The 23,001-nt window shown below is 73.1% G+C and carries 17 protein-coding genes and 2 pseudogenes; 10 read left to right on the plus strand and 9 right to left on the minus strand.

Going from position 1 to position 23,001, the window contains the following annotated elements:
- Positions 1–328 precede the first annotated feature (328 nt).
- The 4 genes and pseudogenes from ACFW5B_RS29780 (at position 329) to ACFW5B_RS29795 (ending at position 4,325) form a co-directional block, all read left to right on the plus strand.
- Positions 329–1,312: an ABC transporter ATP-binding protein gene (locus tag ACFW5B_RS29780; RefSeq protein WP_386446231.1), complete on the plus strand. Its 984-nt coding sequence runs from the start codon at positions 329–331 to the stop codon at positions 1,310–1,312.
- A complete protein-coding gene (locus ACFW5B_RS29785) occupies positions 1,312–2,040 on the plus strand; it encodes an ABC transporter permease (RefSeq protein ID WP_386446234.1) in 729 nt (242 codons plus the stop codon). The genes ACFW5B_RS29780 and ACFW5B_RS29785 overlap by 1 nt, the downstream gene beginning before the upstream one ends.
- A gap of 6 nt (positions 2,041–2,046) precedes the next feature.
- Positions 2,047–3,327 (plus strand): annotated as a pseudogene (locus tag ACFW5B_RS29790) (histidine kinase); the annotation flags it as partial.
- Positions 3,328–3,719: 392 nt separating this feature from the next.
- A complete protein-coding gene (locus tag ACFW5B_RS29795) occupies positions 3,720–4,325 on the plus strand; it encodes a response regulator (protein ID WP_386446237.1) in 606 nt (201 codons plus the stop codon).
- Positions 4,326–4,488: 163 nt separating this feature from the next.
- Here the strand turns inward: ACFW5B_RS29795 and ACFW5B_RS29800 are convergent, their stop codons facing one another.
- From ACFW5B_RS29800 to ACFW5B_RS29810, 3 genes are all read right to left on the minus strand, one after another.
- Positions 4,489–5,937 (minus strand): MFS transporter, encoded by a 1,449-nt coding sequence (locus ACFW5B_RS29800; RefSeq protein ID WP_386446315.1) that lies wholly within the window; start codon positions 5,935–5,937, stop codon positions 4,489–4,491.
- Between the two features lie 367 nt (positions 5,938–6,304).
- Positions 6,305–7,498, minus strand: coding sequence for a lipid-transfer protein (locus tag ACFW5B_RS29805; RefSeq protein WP_386446240.1), 1,194 nt, complete (start codon positions 7,496–7,498; stop codon positions 6,305–6,307).
- A 76-nt stretch (positions 7,499–7,574) separates the two neighbouring features.
- Complete coding sequence (locus tag ACFW5B_RS29810; protein WP_386446242.1) at positions 7,575–9,884, minus strand: acyl-CoA dehydrogenase; 2,310 nt, start codon at positions 9,882–9,884, stop codon at positions 7,575–7,577.
- 625 nt (positions 9,885–10,509) lie between these two features.
- Here ACFW5B_RS29810 and ACFW5B_RS29815 point away from each other — a divergent pair.
- The 4 genes from ACFW5B_RS29815 to ACFW5B_RS29830 all read left to right on the plus strand — a co-directional run bounded on the left by ACFW5B_RS29815 (position 10,510) and on the right by ACFW5B_RS29830 (position 14,360).
- Positions 10,510–11,169 carry a class I SAM-dependent methyltransferase gene (locus tag ACFW5B_RS29815; RefSeq protein ID WP_386446245.1) on the plus strand — a complete coding sequence of 220 codons (660 nt, stop codon included), beginning with the start codon at positions 10,510–10,512 and terminating at the stop codon, positions 11,167–11,169.
- 19 nt (positions 11,170–11,188) lie between these two features.
- Positions 11,189–12,121: an N-acetylmuramoyl-L-alanine amidase gene (locus ACFW5B_RS29820; protein ID WP_386446248.1), complete on the plus strand. Its 933-nt coding sequence runs from the start codon at positions 11,189–11,191 to the stop codon at positions 12,119–12,121.
- Positions 12,122–12,318: 197 nt separating this feature from the next.
- The gene (locus ACFW5B_RS29825; RefSeq protein WP_386446251.1) at positions 12,319–13,176 is read left to right on the plus strand and encodes a hypothetical protein; all 858 of its coding nucleotides are present in this window, start codon (positions 12,319–12,321) and stop codon (positions 13,174–13,176) included.
- Between the two features lie 173 nt (positions 13,177–13,349).
- On the plus strand, positions 13,350–14,360 hold the full coding sequence (locus tag ACFW5B_RS29830) for an LLM class F420-dependent oxidoreductase (protein ID WP_386446254.1): 1,011 nt from the start codon (positions 13,350–13,352) through the stop codon (positions 14,358–14,360).
- Positions 14,361–14,374: 14 nt separating this feature from the next.
- Here the strand turns inward: ACFW5B_RS29830 and ACFW5B_RS29835 are convergent, their stop codons facing one another.
- The 4 genes and pseudogenes from ACFW5B_RS29835 to ACFW5B_RS29850 form a co-directional block, all read right to left on the minus strand.
- Complete coding sequence (locus ACFW5B_RS29835; RefSeq protein WP_386446257.1) at positions 14,375–15,184, minus strand: maleylpyruvate isomerase family mycothiol-dependent enzyme; 810 nt, start codon at positions 15,182–15,184, stop codon at positions 14,375–14,377.
- Positions 15,185–15,319: 135 nt separating this feature from the next.
- A complete protein-coding gene (locus ACFW5B_RS29840; RefSeq protein WP_386446260.1) occupies positions 15,320–16,387 on the minus strand; it encodes a prenyltransferase/squalene oxidase repeat-containing protein in 1,068 nt (355 codons plus the stop codon).
- Between the two features lie 233 nt (positions 16,388–16,620).
- Positions 16,621–17,349: pseudogene (locus ACFW5B_RS29845) on the minus strand (class I SAM-dependent methyltransferase); the annotation flags it as partial.
- 71 nt (positions 17,350–17,420) lie between these two features.
- On the minus strand, positions 17,421–18,821 hold the full coding sequence (locus tag ACFW5B_RS29850; RefSeq protein ID WP_386446263.1) for a glycosyltransferase family 4 protein: 1,401 nt from the start codon (positions 18,819–18,821) through the stop codon (positions 17,421–17,423).
- A 239-nt stretch (positions 18,822–19,060) separates the two neighbouring features.
- On the opposite strand from ACFW5B_RS29850, the gene ACFW5B_RS29855 reads away from it, so the two are divergent.
- Positions 19,061–19,693 (plus strand): TetR family transcriptional regulator, encoded by a 633-nt coding sequence (locus ACFW5B_RS29855; RefSeq protein WP_386446265.1) that lies wholly within the window; start codon positions 19,061–19,063, stop codon positions 19,691–19,693.
- Positions 19,694–19,896: 203 nt separating this feature from the next.
- Here ACFW5B_RS29855 and ACFW5B_RS29860 read toward each other — a convergent pair whose 3' ends face one another.
- Complete coding sequence (locus ACFW5B_RS29860) at positions 19,897–20,130, minus strand: ferredoxin (protein WP_386446268.1); 234 nt, start codon at positions 20,128–20,130, stop codon at positions 19,897–19,899.
- A complete protein-coding gene (locus ACFW5B_RS29865; RefSeq protein WP_386446271.1) occupies positions 20,130–21,581 on the minus strand; it encodes an aldehyde dehydrogenase in 1,452 nt (483 codons plus the stop codon). The genes ACFW5B_RS29860 and ACFW5B_RS29865 overlap by 1 nt, the downstream gene beginning before the upstream one ends.
- A gap of 308 nt (positions 21,582–21,889) precedes the next feature.
- On the opposite strand from ACFW5B_RS29865, the gene ACFW5B_RS29870 reads away from it, so the two are divergent.
- Positions 21,890–22,972 (plus strand): MBL fold metallo-hydrolase, encoded by a 1,083-nt coding sequence (locus ACFW5B_RS29870; RefSeq protein ID WP_386446274.1) that lies wholly within the window; start codon positions 21,890–21,892, stop codon positions 22,970–22,972.
- The last annotated feature ends 29 nt before the right edge of the window (positions 22,973–23,001 follow it).

Raw genomic sequence — 23,001 nt, forward strand, 5'->3', positions numbered from 1 at the left:
CTTCTAGAACGCGTTCTAGCCGATGGCTCTCATGTATAGCCGATCCGCCCGGCACCCGGAAGGCCCCTGACGGATTGTCAGATATGGGTCGCGCGAACGGCGGAGACCGCGCCCCGAGTCCCTGCTCCGGATCCCGCAGCGCAGCCTGCTTCTCTGCCGCGCGCCGGCCCGGCGGCACCTGCGCTGCGTTCACCGAGTTCACCGAGTTCACCGAGTTCACCGCGCCGAACCATGACATTTGTCAGAGGACTTCATACACATTCGCCCCTGCCGCGGCGCGGCCACGCTCCGTAACGTCGAAGACAGGCAGACGAGAGGCGGGGGAAGCATGGCAGGGGAGACACGACCGGTCAGCACGGCGGGAAGGGCGCGCGGCGCGACGGCGGTGACCTTCTCCGGGGTGACGCGGAGTTACGGCGCGGTGCGGGCCGTGGACGGGCTGGAGCTGGAGATCGCGGCGGGCGGGACGGTGGCGCTCCTCGGGCGCAACGGCGCCGGGAAATCCACCGCCCTCAACATGCTGCTGGGGCTGCTGCCGCCCGGCTCGGGCACGGTCCGGCTGTTCGGCGGCACCCCGGAGTCGGCGGTGCGCGCGGGCCGGGTGGGCGCCATGCTGCAGGACGGCAAGGCCATCCCGCGGGTCACCGTCCGCGAACTGCTCACCTTCGTCGCCGCCACCTACCCGGACCCGATGGAGGTCGATGAGGCCCTGCGGCTGGCGGGCCTGGAGAAGTTCGGCGGGCGGCGGGTGGACGGGCTGTCCGGCGGGCAGGCCCAGCGGGTCCGCTTCGCGGTGGCGCTGGCCGGCAACCCCGAACTGCTGGTGCTCGACGAGCCGACCGCGGCGCTGGACGTCGAGGCGCGCCGCGCCTTCTGGCACTCCATGCGGGCCTACACCCGCCGCGGCCGCACCGCCCTGTTCTCCACCCACTATCTGGAGGAGGCGGACGAGCACGCCGACCGAATTGTGGTGATGGACCGCGGCCGGGTGGTCGCCGACGGCAGCGGCGCGGCCATCAGGCGGCGGGCCGGCGGCTCGCGGGTCTCCTTCGACCTCGCGGGCGCGGCCACCGGAGCACTGTCCGGACTGCCCGGCGTGAGCGCCGTGGAAGTGCGCGGCGACCGCGCGCTGCTGCGGACGGCCGACTCCGATGCGACGGTCCTGGCCCTGGCCGGGCTCGGACTCGTCCGCGGACTGCAGGTCACCCCCGCCAGCCTGGAGGACGCGTTCCTGGCGCTCACCTCCGCCGAAACCACCCCCGAAGCCCCGGCGACCGCCGCCGGCTCCCGGGCCGCGAAGGAGCGCGTGTGATGCTCGACTACGTCCGTCTCGAAGTCCGCCGCACCCTCCGCGACCGCGGCTTCGTCCTCTTCGGTATCGGGATGCCGGTGGTGATGTATGTGCTGATGACCAACATCGGGGCGGGGCCGGGCGGCGCCGACCCGGAGTGGAAGCTCGCCGCGATGGTCGGCATGGCCGCGTACGGCGCGCTGGGCTCGGCGGTCGGCACCGGCACCGGCGTCGCCGAGGACAAGCAGCTGGGCTGGCTGCGCCAGCTGCGCATCACGCCGCTCAGCCCCCTCCGGGTGGTGGTGGGACGCGGGCTGACCGGCTCGGTGACGGTGCTGCCCAGCCTCGCCGCCGTCCTGCTGGTGGGCGCGCTGGTCAACGACGTCCGGATGCCGGCCTGGCAGTGGGTGGCGCTGGCGGGGCTGCTGTGGATCGGCACCGCCCCCTTCACCCTGCTCGGTCTCGGCAACGGCTACGGCCTGTCCGCGCAGACCACCGGCGTGGTCAACACGGGCTGTGTGCTGCTGCTGTCGATCGTCGGCGGTCTGTGGTTCCCGCCCGAGCTGTTCCCCGGCTGGCTGCGCTCGCTGTCCGCGTGGACCCCCGGCAACCGCTTCGCCGAGCTCGGCCGGAGCGTCACCCACGGCAGCGCACCGGAGCCGGCGACGGTAGCGGTGCTGGCCGTCTGGCTGGCAGTCTTCGGCGGATACGCGGTGTACGCGTACCGTCGGGCCGCACGAACGGTCTGACCGGCGATGGCGCAGACCCGGGAAGCGACAGTGCAGCACACGCAACGACGGACCGCGGGCGAGCGGGACCCCGACGGCGCGGACGGCGCCGAGGGCTCCTGCCGGCCCCCTCGGACCGGGCCCATGGGCCGGAAGCTGGGCCGCGGGCCGGGCAAGTACGCGTTCCTGCCCTGGCTGCTGATCGGCCTGGGCGCCTTCTCCAACATCATCCAGGGCAAGACGGGCAGCCCCTGGCTGGCCGGTCTCGGCCTGCTCGCCTTCAACTCCCTCTACATCAGCGTCGTCTTCACCTCCTTCAACCCACGGCTGCGGTTCTCCCGCCGCCCGCTGTACGCCCTGGGGCTGCTGACCGCCGTCACCTTCGCCATCGCGCTCGGGTTCGGCGGCAACTGGTTCATGTTCTTCCCGCTGCTGTCGCTGGCCTCCGGCACGGTCCGGTCACTGCGCGGCAGGAAGCTCGGCATCTGGCTGATCTCGCTCAGCGGGGTGGCCGGATTTCTGGCTGCCTGGCACGACGGTGACCCGTGGGGCGGGTTCAGCATCGGATACGGCACCTTCCTGTCCGGCATGGTGACGTCCACGGTCCTGAGCCTGTTCGACACCATCCAGGAGCTCAACACCACCCGCCAGGAACTGGCCCGCAGCGCCGTCGAACAGGAGCGGCTGCGCTTCTCCCGCGATCTGCACGACCTGCTCGGTCACACCCTGTCCGTGGTCGTCGTCAAGGCCGAGGCGGTCCGCAGGCTCGCCCCCCGCAATCTGGACGCGGCGCTCACCCAGGCCGCCGATATCGAGGCGGTCGGCCGGCAGGCGCTGACCGAGATCCGCGAGGCGGTCACCGGCTACCGCGAGGGCAGCCTCACCACCGAGCTGGACCGGGCCCGTTCGGCGCTGGAGGCTGCCGGCATCGAGCCCGCCGTACGGCAGGCCGGTCCGCCGCCGCCCCCGCAGGCCGGCGCCCTGCTGGGCTGGGTGGTCCGCGAGGGCGTCACCAACACCGTCCGGCACAGCGGCGCCACCCGCTGCGAGATCGCGGTACACGCCGACGAGGAGCGGGTCCGTCTCACCATCACGGACGACGGCCGCGGCCCCCTGCCCGCCGCCGCTGCCACCGCCCCTGGCCTGAGCTGGCTCCGCGACCGGGTGCCTGGGCGCGGTGGCGAGGGGGAGGGGGAGGGGGTTGAGGAGGGACACGTATACGGACGCGGGCCCGGAGACGGGGGCAGTGGCCGGGAGGCCGGCCGCATATCTGTCGCGGGCGGCATCGGTGGGGCTTCGGCTTCGGACGGTACGGGTGGAGCTGCCGCTTCGGACGGCACCGGTGGCCGGGCCGCTTCGGACGGCACCGGTGGCCGGGCCTCTTCGGACGGCACCGGCAGCCGGGCCGGTTCGGACGGTGCCGGCGGCTCGGGCCGTGCGGACGGCACGGGCGGCCCGGCGCCCACGGACGACACCGGTGGCTGGGCCCCTCTGGGCGCCACGGACCGTGCCGACAGCGGCGGGGCGCCGGCCGACCGCCCGGGGCCGGTGGGTGGCACCGGGCTGAAGGGGCTGGCCGAGCGCCTGGCCGCGGCGGGCGGAACACTACGGAGCGGCCCGGACGGCCGGCACGGCTTCCGGGTCACGGCCGAACTCCCGGTCGGCACGGGCGATATGGCGGATGTGGAGGAGTGGACCAGGTGATCAAGGTCCTGCTGGCGGAGGACCAGGGAATGATGCGGGGCGCGCTGGCGCTGCTGCTCGACCTGGAAGCGGATATGCAGGTGGTGGCGCAGGTCGCGGCGGGCGACCGGATCGTTGCCGCCGCCCTCGAAGCGCGCCCCGATATCGCCCTCCTGGACATCGAGCTCCCCGGCCGCAGCGGTCTGGACGCCGCGGCCGATCTGCGCGAACAACTGCCGTCCTGCAAGGTGCTGATCGTGACGACGTTCGGCCGCCCCGGCTATCTGCGCCGCGCCATGGAGGCCGGGGCGTCGGGCTTCCTGGTGAAGGACGGCCCGGTGGAGGAGCTGGCGGCGGCGATCCGCCGGGTGCTGGCCGGCGAACGGGTCATCGACCCCGGCCTCGCCGCGGCAGCGCTGAGCGCCGGCCCCAATCCGCTGACCCAGCGGGAGCGCGATGTCCTCACCGCCGCCGTGGACGGCGCCACGGTCGCCGACATCGCCGGCCGCCTCCACCTCTCCCGGGCCACCGTCCGCAACTACCTCTCCGCAGCCATCGGCAAGACCGGCACCCGCAACCGCATGGAGGCAGTACGGGCGGCCCGGCAGAACGGCTGGCTGTAGTTGCGCGCCCGCGCAATCCCGTACGGCTCGCGACGAACGCCCGCCGCGCACGCGGTTCGTTGGGGAGGGCACGGCCGGACGGGGAAGCTCAAGTCCCGGCCCGCACACCCACACCCACATCCCACCCCATCCGGCCGACGCCGACCGCCACCGGGCCCCGCCGTCAGCCGCTCGTCGTATCCGCCCGTCGCTGCGGCAGTGCGAAGAGCATCAGCAGAATGCTGCCGAGCAGGACCACCGAGCCGACCTGGAAGGCCAGCCCGTAGCCGTCCGCGAGGGCCTTCGGGCCGTGGCCCGTCTCGATCCGGGCCGCGGCGACGGTGGACAGTACCGACAGCCCCAGCGCGCCGCCCATCTGGCGGGAGGTGTTGATCAGGCCGGAGACCAGGCCCTGGTCGGCGGGGTCGGCCCCGGCGGTCGCGATCGAGGCGATCGGAGTGGCGGTCAGCCCCGCACCCAGCGCCATCAGGATGCCGGGCCCGAGGATGGTGCCGAGGTAGGTGCCGTCGACGTCCATCGTGCCCTGCCAGACCATGCCGCAGGCGGAGATCACCGCACCGGTGACGGCCAGTGGCTTGGCGCCCACCCGGTTCATCAGCCGTGGCGCGATCTTGGAGCCCAGGACGATGGACAGCGAATGGGGGATGAAGGAGAGCCCGGCCTCCAGCGGCCGGTAACCCAGCACGTTCTGCACGTAGAGGGACAGGAAGTACCACATGGAGAACATCGCCGCGCCGGACAGCACCATCGCCCCGTTCGCCGAGGAGACCGAGCGCAGCCGGAAGAGCCCCAGCGGCATCAGCGGCGCCTTGGCGCGCGCCTCCACGGCGAGGAAGACCGCGACCACCACCAGCCCGGCCGCCAGCGGCAGCAGCGCGGACAGCGACCTCCAGCCGTCCGTCTCGGTCTGCACGATCCCGTAGGCCACCAGCCCGAGCCCGGCCGTCACCAGCAGTGCACCGGGCACATCGAGCCGCCGCCCGGCACCCTGCCGGCTCTCGGTGAGCCACAGCACCGCACCGCACAGCACCAGCGCCCCGGTCGGCACATTGATCAGCAACACCCAGCGCCACGACAGGAATTCGGTGAGCACCCCGCCCACCAGGCCACCCGCCGCGCCGCCGCCGGCGCCGACCGCCGTCCACGTGGCGATGGCGCGGGTACGGGCCGGGCCGGCCGGGAACGACGTGGTCAGAATGGTGAGGGTGGCCGGTGCGAGCACGGCCGCGCCGATGCCCTGGACCGTACGGGCCGCGATCAGCTGCCAGGGCTGCTGCGCCAGCCCGCCTCCCAGGCTCGCGACCGTGAACAGCGCCAGCCCCAGCACGAAGATCCGCTTGCGGCCGAAGAGGTCGGCGGCCCGGCCGCCGAGCAGCATGAAGCCCGCGAAGGTGATGACGTAGGCGTTGACGATCCACTGGAGGCCCAGTTCGCTCAGCCCCAGACCCGTGCTCATGGCGGGCAGCGCCACATTCACCACGGAGACGTCCAGGACGACCAGGAACTGCCCGGAGCAGACCAGCAGCATCACCAGCCAGGCCGGGGGCGCCGCCCTCCTGCGCGCGGTTTCGGGCAGGGTCGCAGAGGTGGCTATCGGCGGCATGCCGACCATGCTCGCATTCGTCGCTCGCATCGCGCATCGGTATATCGCTGCATGAACCACCTGACAGGAGACTTAGGCCGGAAGTCCAGGGGGTGGGCGTACGGGGCGGCGGGCGGGGAGCTTGAAGGGTGCGGGCGCCTTGCGGGGTGGGGCCTTAGGGGGCGAGGGGGCTGGGCCCCTAGGGGTTGAGAGGGCCCCCGGGAGGCCAACTACCCACCACGCAATGCAAGTTAACGCACACCCGCCGAGCCGGCACCCCCGCATCGCCTCACCCACGGGCTCACCGGCGCATTGGCTCACCGCCTCACCGCCCCACCGCCTCACCACCTCACCACCTCACCGCCCCACCGCCCCACCGCCCCACCGCCCCACCGCCTCACCGCCTCAGCATCGTCACCACCGCGGCGCCGCCCAGGCCGATGTTGTGGGCCAGGCCGACCCGGGCGCCGGGGACCTGGCGTTCGCCCGCGGTGCCGCGCAGCTGCCAGACCAGCTCGGCGGCCTGCGCCAGGCCCGTCGCGCCCAGCGGATGCCCCTTGGAGATCAGGCCGCCGGACGGATTGACCACCCAGCGGCCCCCGTAGGTCGTGGCGCCGTCGGCGACCAGCTTCCCCGACTCCCCGTCCGGGCACATGCCCAACGCCTCATAGGTCAGCAGCTCATTGACCGAGAAGCAGTCGTGCAGCTCGATGACGTCCACGTCCTCGATGCCGAGCCCGGCGGCCGCGTACACCTGCCGGGCCGCGGCCCGGGACATCGGCTTGCCGACGACATCGATGCAGGAACCGCTCGCGAAACTCTCCTCGGTGTCCGTCGTCATGGCCTGTGCGACGATCTCCACCGCCCGGTTGGCCAGCCCGTGTTCCCTGACGAACCGCTCGGAGGCGACCACCGCCGCGGCCGCCCCGTCGGAGGTCGGCGAGCACTGGAGCTTGGTCAGCGGCCGGTGGATGGTCTTGGCGGCGAGGACCTCCTCGACCGTGTAGACGTCCTGGAACTGGGCGTTCGGGTTGTGGGGGGAGTGGCGGTGGTTCTTGGCGCCGACGGCGGCGAGCTGTTCGGCGGTGGTGCCGTAGCGCTCCATGTGCTCCCGGGCCGCGTTGCCAAAGATCTGGGCGGTGGGCGGGGTCATCTCGAAGCCGTGGGCGGCGGCCATCACCCCGTAGTGGCGCGCGACCGGCGAGGTGCTGAAATCACCGCTGTCCGCGCCGCCGCCCAGCGCGCCCCGCTTCATCTTCTCGAAGCCCAGGGCCAGGACACAGTCGTTGAGACCCGAGCCGACGAACTGGCGGGCCATCATCAGCGCGGTCGAGGCGGTCGCGCAGTTGTTGTTGACGTTGTAGACGGGGATGCCGGTCAGGCCCAGTTCGTAGGCGGCGCGCTGGCCGGCCGTCGAGGCCTGGTAGCAGTAGCCGACCGGCAGTTGCTCGACCGCCTCGTAGCCGATCCCGGCGTCCGCGAGCGCCCTGCCGCCCGCCTCCTTCGCCATGTCCCAGTACTGCCACTCACGGGTCTCGGGCTTCTCGAAGCGGGTCATCCCGACGCCGACGATGTACGCCTTGCCAGCCATATGTGTCCTCCTGGAGGTGGCCGAGTCCGGGGAGTCAGAAAGGAGTCAGAGCGGAACCGGAAGGGCGCGGAGGGGGTCAGATCAGGGGGCGGGGCTCCGGGTCGCGGGGCAGGCCCAGCAGCCGCTCCGCGACGACGTTGAGCTGCACCTGGGTGGTACCCCCGGCGATGGTCAGACAGCGCGACATCAGGAAGCCGTGCAGCGCCCGTTCGCCGGCCCCTTCCCGCACCGCGCCGGCCGGGCCGAGCAGCTCCAGCGCCAGCTCGGCGACCTTCTGCTGGTGCGGGGTCTGCACCAGCTTGCGGATGCTGGCACCGGCGCCCGGCTCCAGCCCCGACACCTGCTGGAGCGTGGTGCGCAGCCCGATGCAGCCCAGCGCGTGCGCCTCGGCGGCCAGCGCCCCCACCCGCGCCCGCACCGATCCGTCCAGCCCGGCCGCCCGGTCCAGCAGCGCCGACAGGCCGGTGTCGAAGGTCAACTGGTCGGCCATGTGGACGCGTTCGTTGTCCAGGGTGGTGCGGGCGACCTTCCAGCCGTTGTCGACCTCGCCGACCACCGCGTCGGCCGGCAGCAGCACCTCGTCGAAGTAGACCTCGTTGAAGAGCGAGTCGCCGGTGATCTCCTTCAGCGGGCGGACGTCGATGCCCGGGGCCATCATGTCCACGAGGAAGAAAGTCAGCCCCTTGTGCTTGGGCGCGTCCGGGTTCGTGCGGGCCAGCAGGATGCCGTGACTCGCACCCTGCGCGGCCGAGGTCCACACCTTCTGGCCGTTGATCCGCCAGCCGCCGTCCGCCGTCCGCTCGGCGCGGGTGCGCAGGGCGGCCAGGTCCGAACCGGCCTCGGGTTCGGAGAACAGCTGGCACCAGAGCAGATCGCCGCGCAGCGACGGCAGCAGATAGCGCTCCCGCTGCTCCGCGGTGCCATGGGCGATCAGCGAGGGGACGACCCAGGTGGCGATGCCCAGATCGCTGATCCGGACCCCGGCGGCCGCCAGCTCCTGCTGGATCGCGAGCTGTTGCACGGGGCCCGCGCCCAGCCCGTGGGGCGCGGGGAGGTGCGGGGCGGCGTAGCCGGTGGGGGCCAGTGCGCGGCGCACGGCGGCGGGGTCGAGGCCGCGGACGCCGTCGATGACGGTCCGGGCCGCGTCCCGGAACTCCGTGGCTGCGGCGGGGAGTTCGAGGTGCAGGGGGCGCCGGGCACCGTCGGCTGCGAGCCGGGCGGCGCGCTGCCGGTGGGTGTCGCCGCCGCCGAGCAGCTGACGGGCGACGGTCGCCCGCCGCAGATGGAGATGGACGTCGTGTTCCCAGGTGAAGCCGATGCCGCCGAGGATCTGGAGGCAGTCCTTGGCGCAGCTGACGGCGGCGTCCAGGGCGGTCGCGGTGGCCAGCGCCGCGACCAGTCCGCGGACCGCGGACGGCTCGTGCAGGGCGCGGGCCGCGTCCCAGACCAGGGCGGCGGCCTGCTCGTAGCGGACGAGCATGTCGGCGCAGAGGTGTTTGACCGCCTGGAACTGGCCGATGGGGCGGCCGAACTGCTCGCGCACGGCGGCGTATTCGGCGGCGGTGCGCAGCGCCCACGCGGCCGTGCCGCAGCTCTCGGCGGCCCACAGCACCCCGGCCAGATCGCGGACCAGATCACCGTCGACGCCGAGCCGCCGCTCGCGGGGCACCGGCACTCCGTCCGCGCTCACCTCGGCGGTCGGCCGGGTCGGGTCGGCGCTCTCCTGGACACGTACGGTCAACGAGGCGGCGTCGACGGCCAGCCAGACCGTCTCACCGGGGCGGCCACCCCGAACGGGACCGTCCGCCGCCCCGCCGACGCCGGCCGCTCCCCCGGCGCGCGCCGCCTCTCCGGCACCCGCCGCCGCTCCCGCACCGTCCGCTTCCCCGCCCTCCGCTTCCGCGACGACCTCCGCGGCCAGCACGATCAGATCCGCGTCGGCGCCGGCCAGGACCGGGGGCGCGGTGCCGTCCAGGACGTAGCCGCCGGGGCGTTCGACGGCGGTGAGTGAACCCGCGCCGAGCGCGACGGCGCCGATGCGGGTGCCGGTGGCGAGGTCCCGTACGAGGGCCGGGGCTCCGCCGCGGTGCAGGAGGGCGGCGGCGAGGGTGGTGGGCAGATAGGGGCCGGGGAACGCGGCACGGCCCCATTCCTCCAGCACGACGGCGAGATCGAGCAGTTCGCCGCCCCCGCCGCCGTCGGCCTCGGGCAGATGGAGCCCGAGCAGGCCCTGGGCGGCGAGGCCGTCCCAGTACGCGGGCCGCCCGGGGCGCGCGGGCGCGGTGTCGAGCAGCTTGCGCACCGCTTCGGGCGGCATGGTCCGTGTGGCCCAGCCGCCCGCCGCCTCGGCCAGGTCACGGTGTTCCGGTGTGATTCCGATGCCCATGCGGGGCAGGCTAGAACACGTTGCATTCTGACGGAAGGTCAGAATTACATGGCGTCGGGCACACCGCCCGGGAGCCCGCGGCACCCGCCCCGGCCGGCGAGGGCCCACACCCTCGGGGACCCGGCCCCTCGGAGCCCCCGAGCCCTCCACCGCCGATCAGGTCCACCCCGCCCCGGCAAGGACCGGCCGGACCCCACAGCAACCACCCGGCATTCCCCGGGAAACGGTTCGGATGCGAACAGGAGACGGTCCGATGAATTCCGCCGTCGCGAACGCATTTCCGCCCCCTTCCGCTTCCCCGGTTTCCCCCCCTTCCACCTCTCCGTTTCCACCCCCTTCGCCTCCCCCGGCCCCCGCAACTCCCGCGACTCCCGCGCCTCCGGAATTCGCCGCCTTCGGGCCTCACGGAAACCGCCGGCGCCAAAACGGCGGGAACAGTCCGGGAACGCACCGGAACCCGGCGGGAACCGACACTGCGGGAACCGACAGGAACTGCCCGCCTCCCGGCACGGAAATACGAACCGCCGTTCCGATATCCGAATGCCGCGCACCGGGACACCCGCACACCACCCGCGCCGCCCCGTACGGCACGATGAGCCCCTGACCGCACCACAGGAGGAAGCCCATGCCCGCTCCCACGGCTCCGACCGCTCCGCAGCCGGAGATACTCGCCGCGTTCGAGGCGGCGAAGGGCTTCATGCCCGTGGACGAGGGCCTCGCCCTGTACGCGGCGGCGGCCGAGGCGGCGACGCTCGGGCTGCCGCTGGTGGAGGTCGGCACCTACTGCGGCCGGTCCACGATCCTGCTCGCCGACGCCGCGCGCACCGCCGGGGTCGTCGCCGTCACCGTGGACCACCACCGGGGCAGCGAGGAGCAGCAGCCCGGCTGGGAGTACCACGACCCGGCCGTCGTCGACCCCGAGGTCGGCCGGATGGACACGCTGCCCACCTTCCGCCGCACCCTGCACGCCGCGGGCCTGGAGGACCAGGTGATCGCCCTGGTGGGCCGGTCCCCGCAGGCCGCGGCGGTCTGGCAGGCCCCGGTGGGACTGGTCTTCATCGACGGCGGGCACACCGACGAGCACGCCACCGCCGACTACGAGGGCTGGGCGCCGCATGTCGCGCCCGACGGACTGCTGGTCATCCACGACGTCTTCGCGGACCCGGCGGACGGCGGCCAGGCCCCGTACCGCATCTACCGCAGGGCCCTGGAGTCCGGCGCCTTCACCGAGGTCTCGGCCCATCGCTCGCTGCACGTTCTGCGGCGCACCGGACCGGGCATCTGAGCGGGCTACGATCGCCAACGTGTCGAACGGCAGTTCTCTCCCTCCGCCCCGCCGCCTGCGCGGCACCCTCCTCGTAGTCCTGGCCGCCGTGGTGGTCGCCGGCCTGGGGGGTGGCTGGCTGGCCTGGCGCTCGGCGGGCGGCCACGGCTGGCCCGGCGCCGGGAAGCCCGCGCCGAGCGACCCGGCGCACGACGCCGCCGGGGGCGCGACCGGCCCCGGCGACAGCCACGCCCCCGGCGGCAAAAGCGACAAGGGCGGCAAGGGCGACGCCCCGCACGACCGCCTCAAGGGCAAGGTCGTGGTGATCGACCCCGGTCACAACCCGCACAACAACGAGCACGGCCGGGAGATCGCCCGGCAGGTCGACATCGGCAACGACCGCAAGGAGTGCGACACCACCGGCACCTCCACCAACGACGGTTACGCCGAGGCGTCCTTCACCCTGGACGTCGCCCGCCGGGCGCGTACGCTCCTCCGGGCCGAGGGGGCGAAGGTCGTCCTCACCCAGGACGGCGACCGCCCCTACGGGCCGTGCGTGGACAAGCGTGCGGAGATCGGGAACAAGGCGCACGCCGATGCCGCACTGTCCCTCCACGCCGACGGTTCCGGCACCGGCAACCGCGGCTTCCACGTGATCCTGCCCGCCCGCGTCACGGCCGGACCGGCCGACACCGCCGCGATCGCCGGGCCCTCACGGCAGTTGGGCGAGGGACTGGCCGACCGGTTCCGCGCGATAACCGGAAGCGAGCCCTCCAATTACATCGGCCACGGCACCGGACTCGACAAGCGCTCCGATCTCGGCGGCCTCAACCTCTCCACGGTGCCGAAGGTGTTCATCGAGTGCGGCAATATGCGCGACCCGAAGGACGCCGCGCAATTGACCGACGCCCACTGGCGGCAAAAAGCGGCCCGCGGGATCACCGAGGGCATTACGGACTTCTTGGTGCACTGACCGGAGCACCGAACCGGCTCCGGAACTCACCCGATACCCGGTCCGTTACGACATACCGATAGCGCGCGGAAACAAACAGGACGGGCCGCCGGATTCGGCGACAGGTTCCCCTTTACGATGGGTGCCCACCGCCGTGCCTCGCACGGGCGCACCGCGACAGCAACGACCGGACCACGAAACCGACAAAGGACCCTTACGTGAACATCCGCTCCCTCACTCGAGGCGACGGCGTGGTGATCGGAGCAGCGGTGTTGCTGTTCATCGCCTCGTTCCTCTCTGCCGCCGGCAGCCCGGACTGCTCCGGAGCGCTCGCCAAATACTGCCAGGCCCAGGACTACGCCGGCGCCAACGCCTGGAGTTCGGTGGCCGTCCTGATGAGCATCTATCTGGCCGGGGTGATCGGCGCGGCGATCATCATCGTCAGCCGGGCGCTGCCGCAGGCGCGCAAGGTCGCCGGTCTCGACCTCGGCCAGTTCGGCGTCGCCCTCACCGTGTTCGCCGCGTGGACGGCGTTCTGGACCCTCATCCAGGTCCCCAGCGCCGGTCCCGGCCTCATCATCGGGCTGATCGCCGCCCTGCTCCTGGCCGGTGGCGCCATCGCCGGCCCGCTCCTCCCGCCCCTCCAAGTCGCCCTGATCGGCGCCCCGAAGCCGCAGGCCGCCACCCCCTACGGGGCCGGCCCCAACCCGGGTTACGGCTACCCCGGCGCACAGCAGCAGGCGAGCCAGGGCTACGGCTACCCCGGTGGCGGCCAGCAGCAGCCGCAGGCCGCCCAGCCGCACGGCCAGCAGGCGCCGGCGGCGGACGGCACGGCCGGCGGCCCGGCCGGAGTGACCCAGGCGGTAGGCGTCCCGGCGGAGTTCGCCCCGTTCTGGTTCGCGGTGCCCGTCGCCCGCCCGCTGTACGGCGAGGACGGCTCCCCCGCGCCGATCGCCGAACTGGCCCCCGGCACCTGGTACCTGGCGGTGGACCAGCGCGGCCCGGCCCTGGTCGCGCAGACCCAGGACGGCCGGCGCGGCGTGCTGCAGGACACCACCGGCATCCAGCGCGGCTGACACCGGACACCCAGCGGTCCTTTCCCGGCCCCTCGCCCCTACGGGCGGGGGGCCGTTGCGCTGCCCACGCCCCGGCCGTACAGTCACTCCACTCACCTGACGCACCGTCAGCAAGTAGTCGGCACTGGTCACGCTCGTCAACAGACATCCGTCCGCCGAGAGGGGCGATCGGTATGCGACTCGGTCTGGCACTGGGCTACTGGGGCCGCGGCCCCGACCCCCGGCACCTCGAACTCGCCCGGGAGGCCGAGCGCCTGGGCTACGACTCGGTGTGGACCGCGGAGGCCTGGGGCTCGGACGTGTTCACCGCCCTCACCTGGATCGCCGCCCACACCTCCCGGATCAGACTGGGCACCGGTATCGCGCAGATGGCGGCCCGCACCCCCACCGCCACCGCGATGCACGCGCTCACCCTCGACCATCTCTCCGGCGGCCGGCTGCTGTTGGGGCTGGGGCTGTCCGGGCCGCAGGTCGTCGAGGGGTGGTACGGGCGGCCGTTCCCCAAGAGTCCGCTGACCGCGACCCGCGAGTACGTGGACGTGATCCGCCAAGTGCTGCGCCGGGAAGGGCCGGTGCAGGCGGACGGGGTCTTCCACCCGCACCCCTACCGCGGCCCGGACGGCACCGGCCTCGGCAAACCCCTCAAGCCCATCACCCACCCGCTGCGCGCCGGCCTCCCCCTTCTGCTCGGTGCGGAAGGGCCCAAGAACATCGCCCAGACCACCCGGATCGCCGACGGCTGGCTGCCGCTGTACTGGTCACCGCAGCGCACCGAGGTCTACCGGGCGTCGCTGGCCGGGGCCCCGGAGGGCTTTCTCATCGCCCCCATGGCCCGCGCCGCGGTCTGCGACGACGTCGCCGAGGGGCTGCTCCCGGTCAAGGCGATGCTGGGCTTCTACATCGGCGGGATGGGCCACGCGGCCAAGAACTTCCACGCGGACCTGATGGCGCGGATGGGCTTCGAGGAGGAGGCCCGCCGGGTGCAGCAGCTCTTCCTCGAAGGCCGCAGACAGGAGGCCGTACGGGCCGTGCCGGACGCCTTCGCCGACGAGATCTCGCTGGTCGGTCCGCGGGAAAGGATCGCCGAGCGGCTGGAGTTGTGGCGCGCGGGCCCGGTCACCGACCTGCTGGTCACCGCGCCGGACCCGCACACCCTACGGGTGCTGGCCGAGCTGAACCGCTGACCGCGCCCGGCCGGTCACCCGAAGGTCGCCCAGCTCAGCCACAGGTCGAGCAGGGCGCGGTCGCCCAGCACCTCGACCCGGTCGCTGTCGGCGGGCAGCCTGCGGTGGACGACGCACAGCACGTCGGTGAGCGGGCCGCGCAGGGCGACCGCCGCCTTCTCGTGCGCGCGGCGGTGGGTGGGCCCGGGGCCGGTGAGGTCGAGGACCCATTCGGCGTGCAGTGCGGCCGGGGCGTCGGTGGCGTGGAAGTGGAGGGTGCGGCCGGGGCCGTACAGGGTCTCCCCGGATGCCGCGCGCTCGGCCAGCCGCTGCTGGGCGGCGGGGAGTTCGCAGATCTGCAGCCACTCCTCCAGGCAGTCCGCGGCGAGCTCCGGCGGGACGTCGAAGGCGGCGCCGGCGGCGAGCGCGGCGTCGATCCGGTGGATCACCGTCTCGTGGGCCATCCGGCGGGACCAGAAGCCGGTGCCGCCCTGACCGGCCCAGTTCCACACCGCCACGTCGGGCCCGGCCTCCCGCAGCGCCGTCACGGTCCGTTCGACGCCGTCCGCCAGCCAGGCGTCCAGCTCCGCGGCGTCGTCGCCGGGGCCCTTGGCGTCCGGGACGCCCTCGGGGTCCACGTAGTCCGTGGCGCGGCCGGTGACGACCGCGCCGACCCAGCGGTGTGCCCCGCCGACGTGCCGGGCGAGGTCGGCCAGCGTCCAGTCCGGGCAGGTCGGCACGGTCACGGAGAGGTCGGCGGTGCGCACGATCTCCCGGAGCCGGTCGGTCTCGGCGAGGAGATGGGCGCAGTATTCCTCATGGGTGAGGGAGCCTTGGAGTGTCATGTGACGGACAGTACGTGCCCGGCGCCGCCCCGGCCTCTTGATTTCGCCAGGAACGACGTCTGCAGGCCCCGTCCCGGTACCGGGCCCGGCGGCCGGTGCCGCCGGGACCCGTTGCGAGCCCCGGCGGCACCCCGCCTAGCAGCAGTTGGGCGCCAGCCCGGTCGGCAGCCGCTCGCCGCCGAAGACCGTGGTGGTGGCCTCGTCACCGCTCAGGGCGGCCACCGCGAGCAGCAGCGAACCGGCCGTCCAGGAGGTGCGTTCGCGGGGCCAGACCGCGTCGTCGTCGAAGACGTAGCCGGTCCAGTACATGCCGTCCTCGGCGCGGAGGTGCTGAATCCACTTGAGGATCTGCACGGACCGCTCGGACTCGCCCATCGCCCAGAGGGCGAGTGCCAGTTCCGCGCTCTCGCCGCCGGTGACCCAGGGGTTGGGCAGCACACAGCGCACGCCCAGACCGGGCACGACGAACCGCTCCCACTCCGCGTCGATGCGCTCGCGGGCCTGCGCGCCGCGGACCGCGCCGCCGAGGATCGGGTAGTACCAGTCCATGGAGTAGCGGGACTTGTCCAGGAACCGCTCGGGGTGGCTGCGTATCGCGTGGCCGAGGCGGCCGGCGGCCAGCTCCCAGTCGGGCTGCGGCTCCTCGCGCTGCTCGGCGAGCGCCAGTGCGCAGCGCAGCGCCTGGTAGATGGAGGACGAGCCGGTCAGCAGCGCGTCGTTGACGGGGGTGCCGTCGTCCTCGCGCTTCCAGCCGATCTCGCCGCCGGGCTGCTGGAGCCCCAGGACGAACTCGGTCGCGGCGTGGACCGCCGGCCACATCCGGTCGAGGAAGGTGTCATCCCCGGTGGACAGGTAGTGGTGCCAGACGCCGACCGCGAGGTACGCGCAGAAGTTGGTCTCCCGGCCGCGGTCGGTGGGGGCTTCGGCGTCGCCGTCGTCGTAGGCCGCGTACCAGGACCCGTCCGGGTTCTGGTGCCGCACCAGCCAGTCGTACGCGGCCTCGGCACGCTCGTGTTCGCCGGCCGCGTCCAGGGCCATGGCGGCCTCGGTGTGGTCCCACGGATCGAGGTGGTGGCCCCGGAACCAGGGGATCGCGCCGTCCGGCCGCTGGGTCGCCAGGATGCCGGCCACCGTGCGGGCGGCCTGCTCCGCGGTGAGCACCCCCGGCAGGACGAGCCGTTCGGTACGCCCGGGACTTGTCACTTGGCGGCCCCGGCGGAGGACTTGGCGGAGGACTTGGCGGCGCGCCGGGAGGCGGGCTCGGCGGGGGCCTTGGCGGCGGCCGCGGTACCGGACTTGGCACCGGACTTGCTGGCCGGTGCGGACTTCCGGGGCTTCGCGGCGGTCCCGGCCTCCGGCTCGGCGGCCGGGGCGGCAGCAGGGGTGGCGGGTGCGTCGGCGGACTCGCCCGTCGCCTCCGTGGTGGCCGGCTCCGCGGCGGTCTCGCCGGGCAGCTGCGGCTTGGTGGCGTAGACGACGAAGCTCTTGCCGATGACGGGGTTCAGCGCCCGCTCGGCGAGCCGGGTGGCCAGCGGCTTCTTCATGATGTCCCAGACCAGCAGCTTGTGGTACGCCTGCACCGGCAGCGCCTTGTCGTTGTCCACCCCGAAGGCGCACTTCAGCCACCAGTAGGGGCTGTGCAGCGCATGGGCATGGTGGGTGCCGTACGGCTCCAGACCGGCTTCCCGTATCTTGCCGAGGAGTTCGTCCCCGCGGTAGATGCGGATGTGGCCGCCCTCGACCTCGTGGTAGGCGTCGCTGAGCGCCCAGCAGACCTTCTCCGGGCCGTAGCGGGGGACGGTGACGGCGATCCGGCCGCCGGGGCGCAGCACCCGCACCATCTCGGCGAGCACGCCCTTGTCGTCCGGGATGTGCTCCATCACCTCGGAGATGATCACGACGTCGAAGCTGTCGTCGGGGAACGGCAGGTTCAGCGCGTCGCCCTCCATGGCGGTGGCGGAGGCACCCGCCGGTGCCTCACCGGCCTCCTCCATCGCGGCGAACCACTTGGCGACCTCGCGGATCTCGTCGCTGTTCTGGTCGAGGGCGACGACCTGCGCGCCGCGCCGGTAACACTCGAAGGCATGCCGGCCGGCGCCGCACCCCAAGTCGAGCACGCGGTCGCCCGGAGCGAGCGGGAAGCGGGAAAAGTCGACGGTCAGCACGGCGTTCTGCTTTCGTCCGGCGGTTGGTGGCGGTTTGGCTGCGGAAGGAGTACGGGCCGGCCGGCCGGCCGCTAGCCGCGGCCGGCCGGGCTCGGCGCGGAGGCGGTGCCGGCGGCTTCTGCGGACGCTCTCCGGGGGAGGGAGCGGCCGCCCTGGCGGGCGATGGCCTCGCGGTAGCGCTCGGCGGTGCCGAGGGCGGCCTGCCGCCAGGTGAAGCGGGCCAGCACCCGCTCCCGGCCGGCCGCGCCGAGCCGGCGGCGCAGCGTCTCGTCGCCCAGGAGGCGGAGCAGGCCGCCCGCCAGCGCACCGGCGTCCCCCGGGGGCACCGCGAGACAGGTCTCACCGTCCGGTCCGGCGACCTCGGGGATGGCGCCGCCCGTGGTGGCCAGCAGCGGCGTGCCGGTGGCCATCGCCTCGGCGGCGGGCAGCGAGAAGCCCTCGTACAGCGAGGGGACGCAGGCGATCTGGGCGCTGCGCACCAGGTCGACGAGTTCGGGGTCACTGATGCCCTTGACGAACTCGACGGCGCCGGACAGCCCGAGCCGCTCGATGGCGGCGGCGACCGGCCCGTCGTCGGCGCGCTTGCCGACGACCACCAGATGCGCGTCGGGGTGCTCGGTGCGCACCTTGGCGAGCGCCTCGACGAGGTGGATCAGTCCCTTGAGGGGGACGTCGGCGCTGGAGGTGGTGACGATCCGGCCCGGCACCTCGGGCACCGAGGCATCCGGCGCGAACAGGTCGGTGTCGGCGCCGATGTGCACCACGTGGATGCGGTCGGCGGACACCCCGAGGTCGTCGACGATCTCCTGGCGGGAGGAGCCGGAGACGGTCAGCACGGACGGCAGCCGCCGGGCCACCCGCTTCTGCATCCGGGTGAAGCCGTACCAGCGGCGCACGGAGGCCCGGCGCTTCCAGCCGTCGGCGGCCGCCAGGTCGAGCCGGCGGTCGACGGTGATGGGGTGGTGGATGGTGGTGACGAGCGGGGCGCCGAGCGCGCCGGTGCCGCCGAGCAGGCCGTAGCCGAGGGTCTGGTTGTCGTGGACCACGTCGAACTGGCCGCGGCGGGCGGCAAGATGGCGCCGGGCCCGCAGCGAGAAGGTCAGCGGCTCGGGGAAGCCGCCGGTCCACATCGTGCCGACCTCAAGGGCGTCGATCCAGTCGCGGTACTCGCCGCGCTTCGGCGTACGGAACGGGTCGGGCTGGCGGTAGAGGTCGAGGCTGGGCACCTCGGTCAGGGTCACCCCGTCGTCGACGACGGGGTAGGGCTGGGCGCCGATGACCTCGACGGTGTGGCCGAGGCGGGCCAGTTCGCGCGAGAGGTGGCGTACGTAGACGCCCTGGCCGCCGCAGAACGGGTTCCCCTTATACGTGAGCATCGCGATCCGCAGGGGACGCTCGCCGTTCGTCGGGGCGGAGGCCGGGGAGGCCTCTGCGGGGCGAGGCGCGGCTGCCTGGACGGCCTCTGCGGTCACGCTCGGCCCCCTTCTCACTGGACTTTCGCCGGAGCGTAACCGCTGGCGGTAATCTAGAACAAGTTTCAGAACTGATTGGCTACTGATCAGTTCAGCGAGCTTCGAATCTACCGGCCGAGAACGAGGCGAAAAGAGCCGCACCAGGTGATTCGCGCCACCACCCGCCCCCCTGCCATGCTGTGCCGAGCACACCACCGGCACTCGCCGCATCGCGGACGGAATGCCACGGAATGGGAAATATGACTACGGAATCCAAGGCGGCCAGACCGACCCTTCCCGCGAGTCCTCCCCTGACCGAGCGTCAGGAGGCCAGGCGCCGCCGCATCCTGCACACCAGCGCCAAGCTGGCGTCCCGTGGCGGCTTCGACGCCGTGCAGATGCGCGAGGTCGCCGAGTCCTCGGGCGTCGCCCTCGGCACCCTCTACCGCTACTTCCCCTCCAAGGTGCATCTGCTGGTCGCCACCATGCAGGACCAGCTCCAGCACATGCACGAGACGCTGCGCAAACGCCCGCCGTCGGAACAGGACCCGGGCGCGCGGGTCGCCCAGACCCTGATGCGGGCCTTCCGCGCGCTGCAGCGCGAACCGCATCTGGCGGACGCGATGGTGCGCGCGCTGACCTTCGCGGACCGGTCGGTGAGCCCGGAGGTGGACACCGTGTCCCGGCTGACGACGGCGATCATCCTGGACGCGATGGGGCTGGACGCCCCGCCCACCCCCGAACAGCTCTCCGCGGTCCGGGTCATCGAGCACACCTGGCACTCGGCCCTGATCACCTGGCTGTCGGGCCGGGCCTCGATCGCCCAGGTGAAGATAGACATCGAGACGGTGTGCCGGCTGATCGAGGTCACATCGCCGGAGCGGGGGCGCTGACTCGCCGGTCCCTCACGGTCCGCGGGCGCTGACTCCGCCCCCCCGCCGGTGAGCGTGGGCCCCGCCCCGGAAGCGGACGTTAACTCCGCCGCCGCTGCGGGTAGTTGGCCCGCAAGGGGCCCACCGGCCCCCTACGGGACACCGCCCCACACCCCCTACGGGCCCCGCCCCGGGGCTTTCGCCCCGCACCCCGGGCCCGCCCCTCACTCCTCCGGAGGGAAGACCGCCTCGCCGCTGTCGGCCACGGTGAGGGTGATCGCCTCCACGGGGCACCCCTCGGCCGCCGCCAGCACGTTCTCGGCGGCGTCCGTCTCCGGTGCCACCGGGTGCGACTGCCGGGCCGAGTCCAGCCGGAAGCCGTCCGGGGCCGCGGCCGCGCACATCCCCGACCCGATGCAGACGTTCCGGTCCACCACCACCTCCCAGCGGTCCCCCATCAGGCACCCGCCGGCAGATGGATCATCTTGTGCTCCAGGTATTCGCCGAAGCCCTCGGGCCCGAATTCCCGCCCGATACCGGAGTTCTTGTAGCCGCCGAACGGACCGAGCATGTCGATGCTGAAGGTGTTCACCGAGTACGTACCGGTGCGCACCTGCCGGGCGATCTCGATGCCGTGGTCGACATCGGCCGTCCACACCGAGCCGGAGAGCCCGTAGTCGGAGTCGTTGGCGATCCGCACCGCCTCCGCCTCGTCGTCGTACGGCAGCAGGCAGATGACCGGGCCGAAGATCTCCTCGCGGGCGATCCGCATGCCGTTGGACACCTCGCCGAAGAGCGTCGGCTCGACGTACCAGCCGGTGGTCTGCCCCTTCGGGCGGCCGCCGCCGGTCAGCACCTTGGCGCCCTCCCGCTGACCGAGCGCGATGTAGTCGAGTGAGCGCTGCTGCTGGCGACGGGCGACCAGCGGGCCGACCTCGGTGGCCGGATCGAGCGGGTCGCCGACGGTGAGCGCCGAGGCCGCCGCGGTGAACCGTTCGGCGATCTCGTCATAGTGGCCGCGCGGGGCGAGAATCCGCGTCTGGGCCACACAGGCCTGGCCGTTGATCATCCAGGCGAACGGCACGATCCCGGCCACCGCCGCGTCCAGATCCGCGTCCGGCAGGATCACCGCGGCCGACTTGCCGCCGAGCTCCAGCGTGACCCGGCTGAGGTTGCGGGCCGCGACCTCCATGACCCGCTTGCCGGCCGCCACAGAGCCGGTGAACGACACCTTGTCCACGCCCGGGTGCCCGACCAGGTATTCGCTCACCTCGCGGTCCGCGGGCAGGATCGACAGCACGCCGTCCGGCAGCCCGGCCTCGGTGGCGATCTCCGCGAGGAGGTACGCATCGAGCGGCGTCTCCGGCGACACCTTCAGCACCACCGAGCAGCCGGCCAGCAGCGCCGGCGCGAGCTTGGCGGCGGCGGTGAACTGCGGGACGTTCCACGGCACCACGGCCGCGACCACACCGGCCGGCTCCCGGCGCACCAGCAGCTGCCCGAGCACCCCGCTGCGGCGCTCCTCGAACGGGAAGTCACGGGCCACCGTGAGCGCCGCGTCCCACACCAGCATCGCGGCCAGCGACTGCACCATGACGCCGGAGGTGAACGGGGTGCCGTTCTCCGCGCTGATGACCTTGGCGATCTCCTCACTGCGGGCCGCGAAGGCGTCCTTGATGCGGGCCACCACCGCGATCCGGTCCGCCAGCGGGGCGTTCGCCCACACCCCGGACGCGAAGGACGTACGGGCCGCGGTCACCGCACGGTCGACATCGGCCCGCGAGGCGTGCGGTACCCGGCCGATGACCTCTTCGGTGTGCGGCGAGACGACCTCGATCGTGTCCCGGCCGGCCGGGTCGGCCCACTCACCGCCTATGTAGAGCTTTCCGTGCTCGACGAGGTCGCTCATCGCTGCCGCCTCCTGCGGGTTGGCCGCCTGTCCGGCGATCCCTGCCGGTTCCGGTGGTTGCTGACGTGCGTGGGACGTTGCCGACGTACGGGGGACGCGTGTGCCGGCAGACCATCGGGTGCTGATGCGGCGGGGTGGGTCCCCCGCACCGCATCAGGAACTGATACCAGTTCTAGTTGGAGGAGTCCACGGCGCCGACCGAATCCCGACTCCACCGCGCGGGCAGGGCACTTCAGGACACTTTGAAACCAGTTCTAGTTATAGTGAGGCCGGGTACCGGGTGTATGGCACACCGAAAGGGGACCGGGATGACCACACAGGTGACCGACCACAAGGGCGGGGTGTGGAGCATCGCCGTCCCCATCCCGGACAACCCGCTCGGTCACACCCTCGTCCACCTCCTGGAGACCGACCGGGGGCCGGTGCTCATCGACACCGGCTGGGACGACCCGGACTCCTGGGACACCCTCGTCGCCGGCGTCACCGCCTGCGGATTCGCCCTCACCGACCTCCACGGCGTCCTGATCACCCACCACCATCCGGACCACCACGGCCTGTCCGCCAAGGTCCGGGAGGCCTCCGGCGCCTGGATCGCGATGCATGCCGCCGACACCGCGGTGGTCCGCCGCACCCGCGCCGCCGAACCGGGCCAGTGGCTCGACTACCTGCTCGCCAAGCTCACGGCGGCGGGCGCACCGGACGAGCATCTGGCACCCCTGCGGACCGCACGCGCCACCGGGGGCGGCCGGAAGCTGCCCGGCCGGCGGGCCGCGCTGCCGGACCGCGGGATCGACCCCGGTGAACTCCTCGGCCTGCCGGGGCGCCGGGTGCGCGCCATCTGGACGCCCGGCCACACCCCCGGGCATGTGTGCCTCCACCTGGAGGAGGAGCATCCCTCGGCGCGCACCCCCGGCTTCGGCCGGCTGTTCTCCGGCGATCATCTGCTGCCCGGCATCACCCCGCACATCGGCCTGTACGAGGCTCCGGACGGTGACGATGGGCCGCCCGGCCCGCACGGCATGGGGAGCCCGGGCGAGGACGCCGATCCGCTCGGTGACTACCTCGACTCCCTCGAACGCGTCGGCCGGCTCGCGCCCGCCGAGGTGCTGCCCGCGCACCAGCACGCCTTCACCGACGCCGGCGGGCGGGTGCGGGCGCTGCTCGCCCACCACGAGGAGCGGCTGGCCCGGCTGCGGGACCTGCTCCGGGAACCGCGGACCGTATGGGAGCTGGCCGTGGCCATGGAGTGGAACCGGCCCTGGGAGCAGATTCCTTACGGCTCCCGCAACATCGCCGTATCGGAGGCGGAGGCCCATCTGCGGCGGCTGGTGAAGCTGGGGCGGGCGGAGTGGGTGCCGGGGTCCGATCCGGTGCGGTATCGCGCGGTGTGAGGGCGGGGGCTATCCGGCGGGCGGGCCGG

The organism is Streptomyces sp. NPDC058773, from assembly GCF_042746015.1.
Classification (GTDB): Bacteria; Actinomycetota; Actinomycetes; order Streptomycetales; family Streptomycetaceae; genus Streptomyces.

Bases quoted from the DNA above. Each gene is read 5' to 3' on its own strand.
- ACFW5B_RS29865 (WP_386446271.1), bottom strand. From the start codon at position 21,581: ATGAGCGACCTCGTCGAGCACGGAAAGCTCTACATAGGCGGTGAGTGG.
- ACFW5B_RS29810 (WP_386446242.1), bottom strand. From the start codon at position 9,884: ATGGGCATCGGAATCACACCGGAACACCGTGACCTGGCCGAGGCGGCG.
- ACFW5B_RS29835 (WP_386446257.1), bottom strand. From the start codon at position 15,184: ATGACACTCCAAGGCTCCCTCACCCATGAGGAATACTGCGCCCATCTC.
- ACFW5B_RS29855 (WP_386446265.1), top strand. From the start codon at position 19,061: ATGACTACGGAATCCAAGGCGGCCAGACCGACCCTTCCCGCGAGTCCT.
- ACFW5B_RS29815 (WP_386446245.1), top strand. From the start codon at position 10,510: ATGCCCGCTCCCACGGCTCCGACCGCTCCGCAGCCGGAGATACTCGCC.
- ACFW5B_RS29860 (WP_386446268.1), bottom strand. From the start codon at position 20,130: ATGGGGGACCGCTGGGAGGTGGTGGTGGACCGGAACGTCTGCATCGGG.
- ACFW5B_RS29780 (WP_386446231.1), top strand. From the start codon at position 329: ATGGCAGGGGAGACACGACCGGTCAGCACGGCGGGAAGGGCGCGCGGC.
- ACFW5B_RS29870 (WP_386446274.1), top strand. From the start codon at position 21,890: ATGACCACACAGGTGACCGACCACAAGGGCGGGGTGTGGAGCATCGCC.
- ACFW5B_RS29785 (WP_386446234.1), top strand. From the start codon at position 1,312: ATGCTCGACTACGTCCGTCTCGAAGTCCGCCGCACCCTCCGCGACCGC.
- ACFW5B_RS29830 (WP_386446254.1), top strand. From the start codon at position 13,350: ATGCGACTCGGTCTGGCACTGGGCTACTGGGGCCGCGGCCCCGACCCC.
- ACFW5B_RS29805 (WP_386446240.1), bottom strand. From the start codon at position 7,498: ATGGCTGGCAAGGCGTACATCGTCGGCGTCGGGATGACCCGCTTCGAG.
- ACFW5B_RS29800 (WP_386446315.1), bottom strand. From the start codon at position 5,937: ATGGTCGGCATGCCGCCGATAGCCACCTCTGCGACCCTGCCCGAAACC.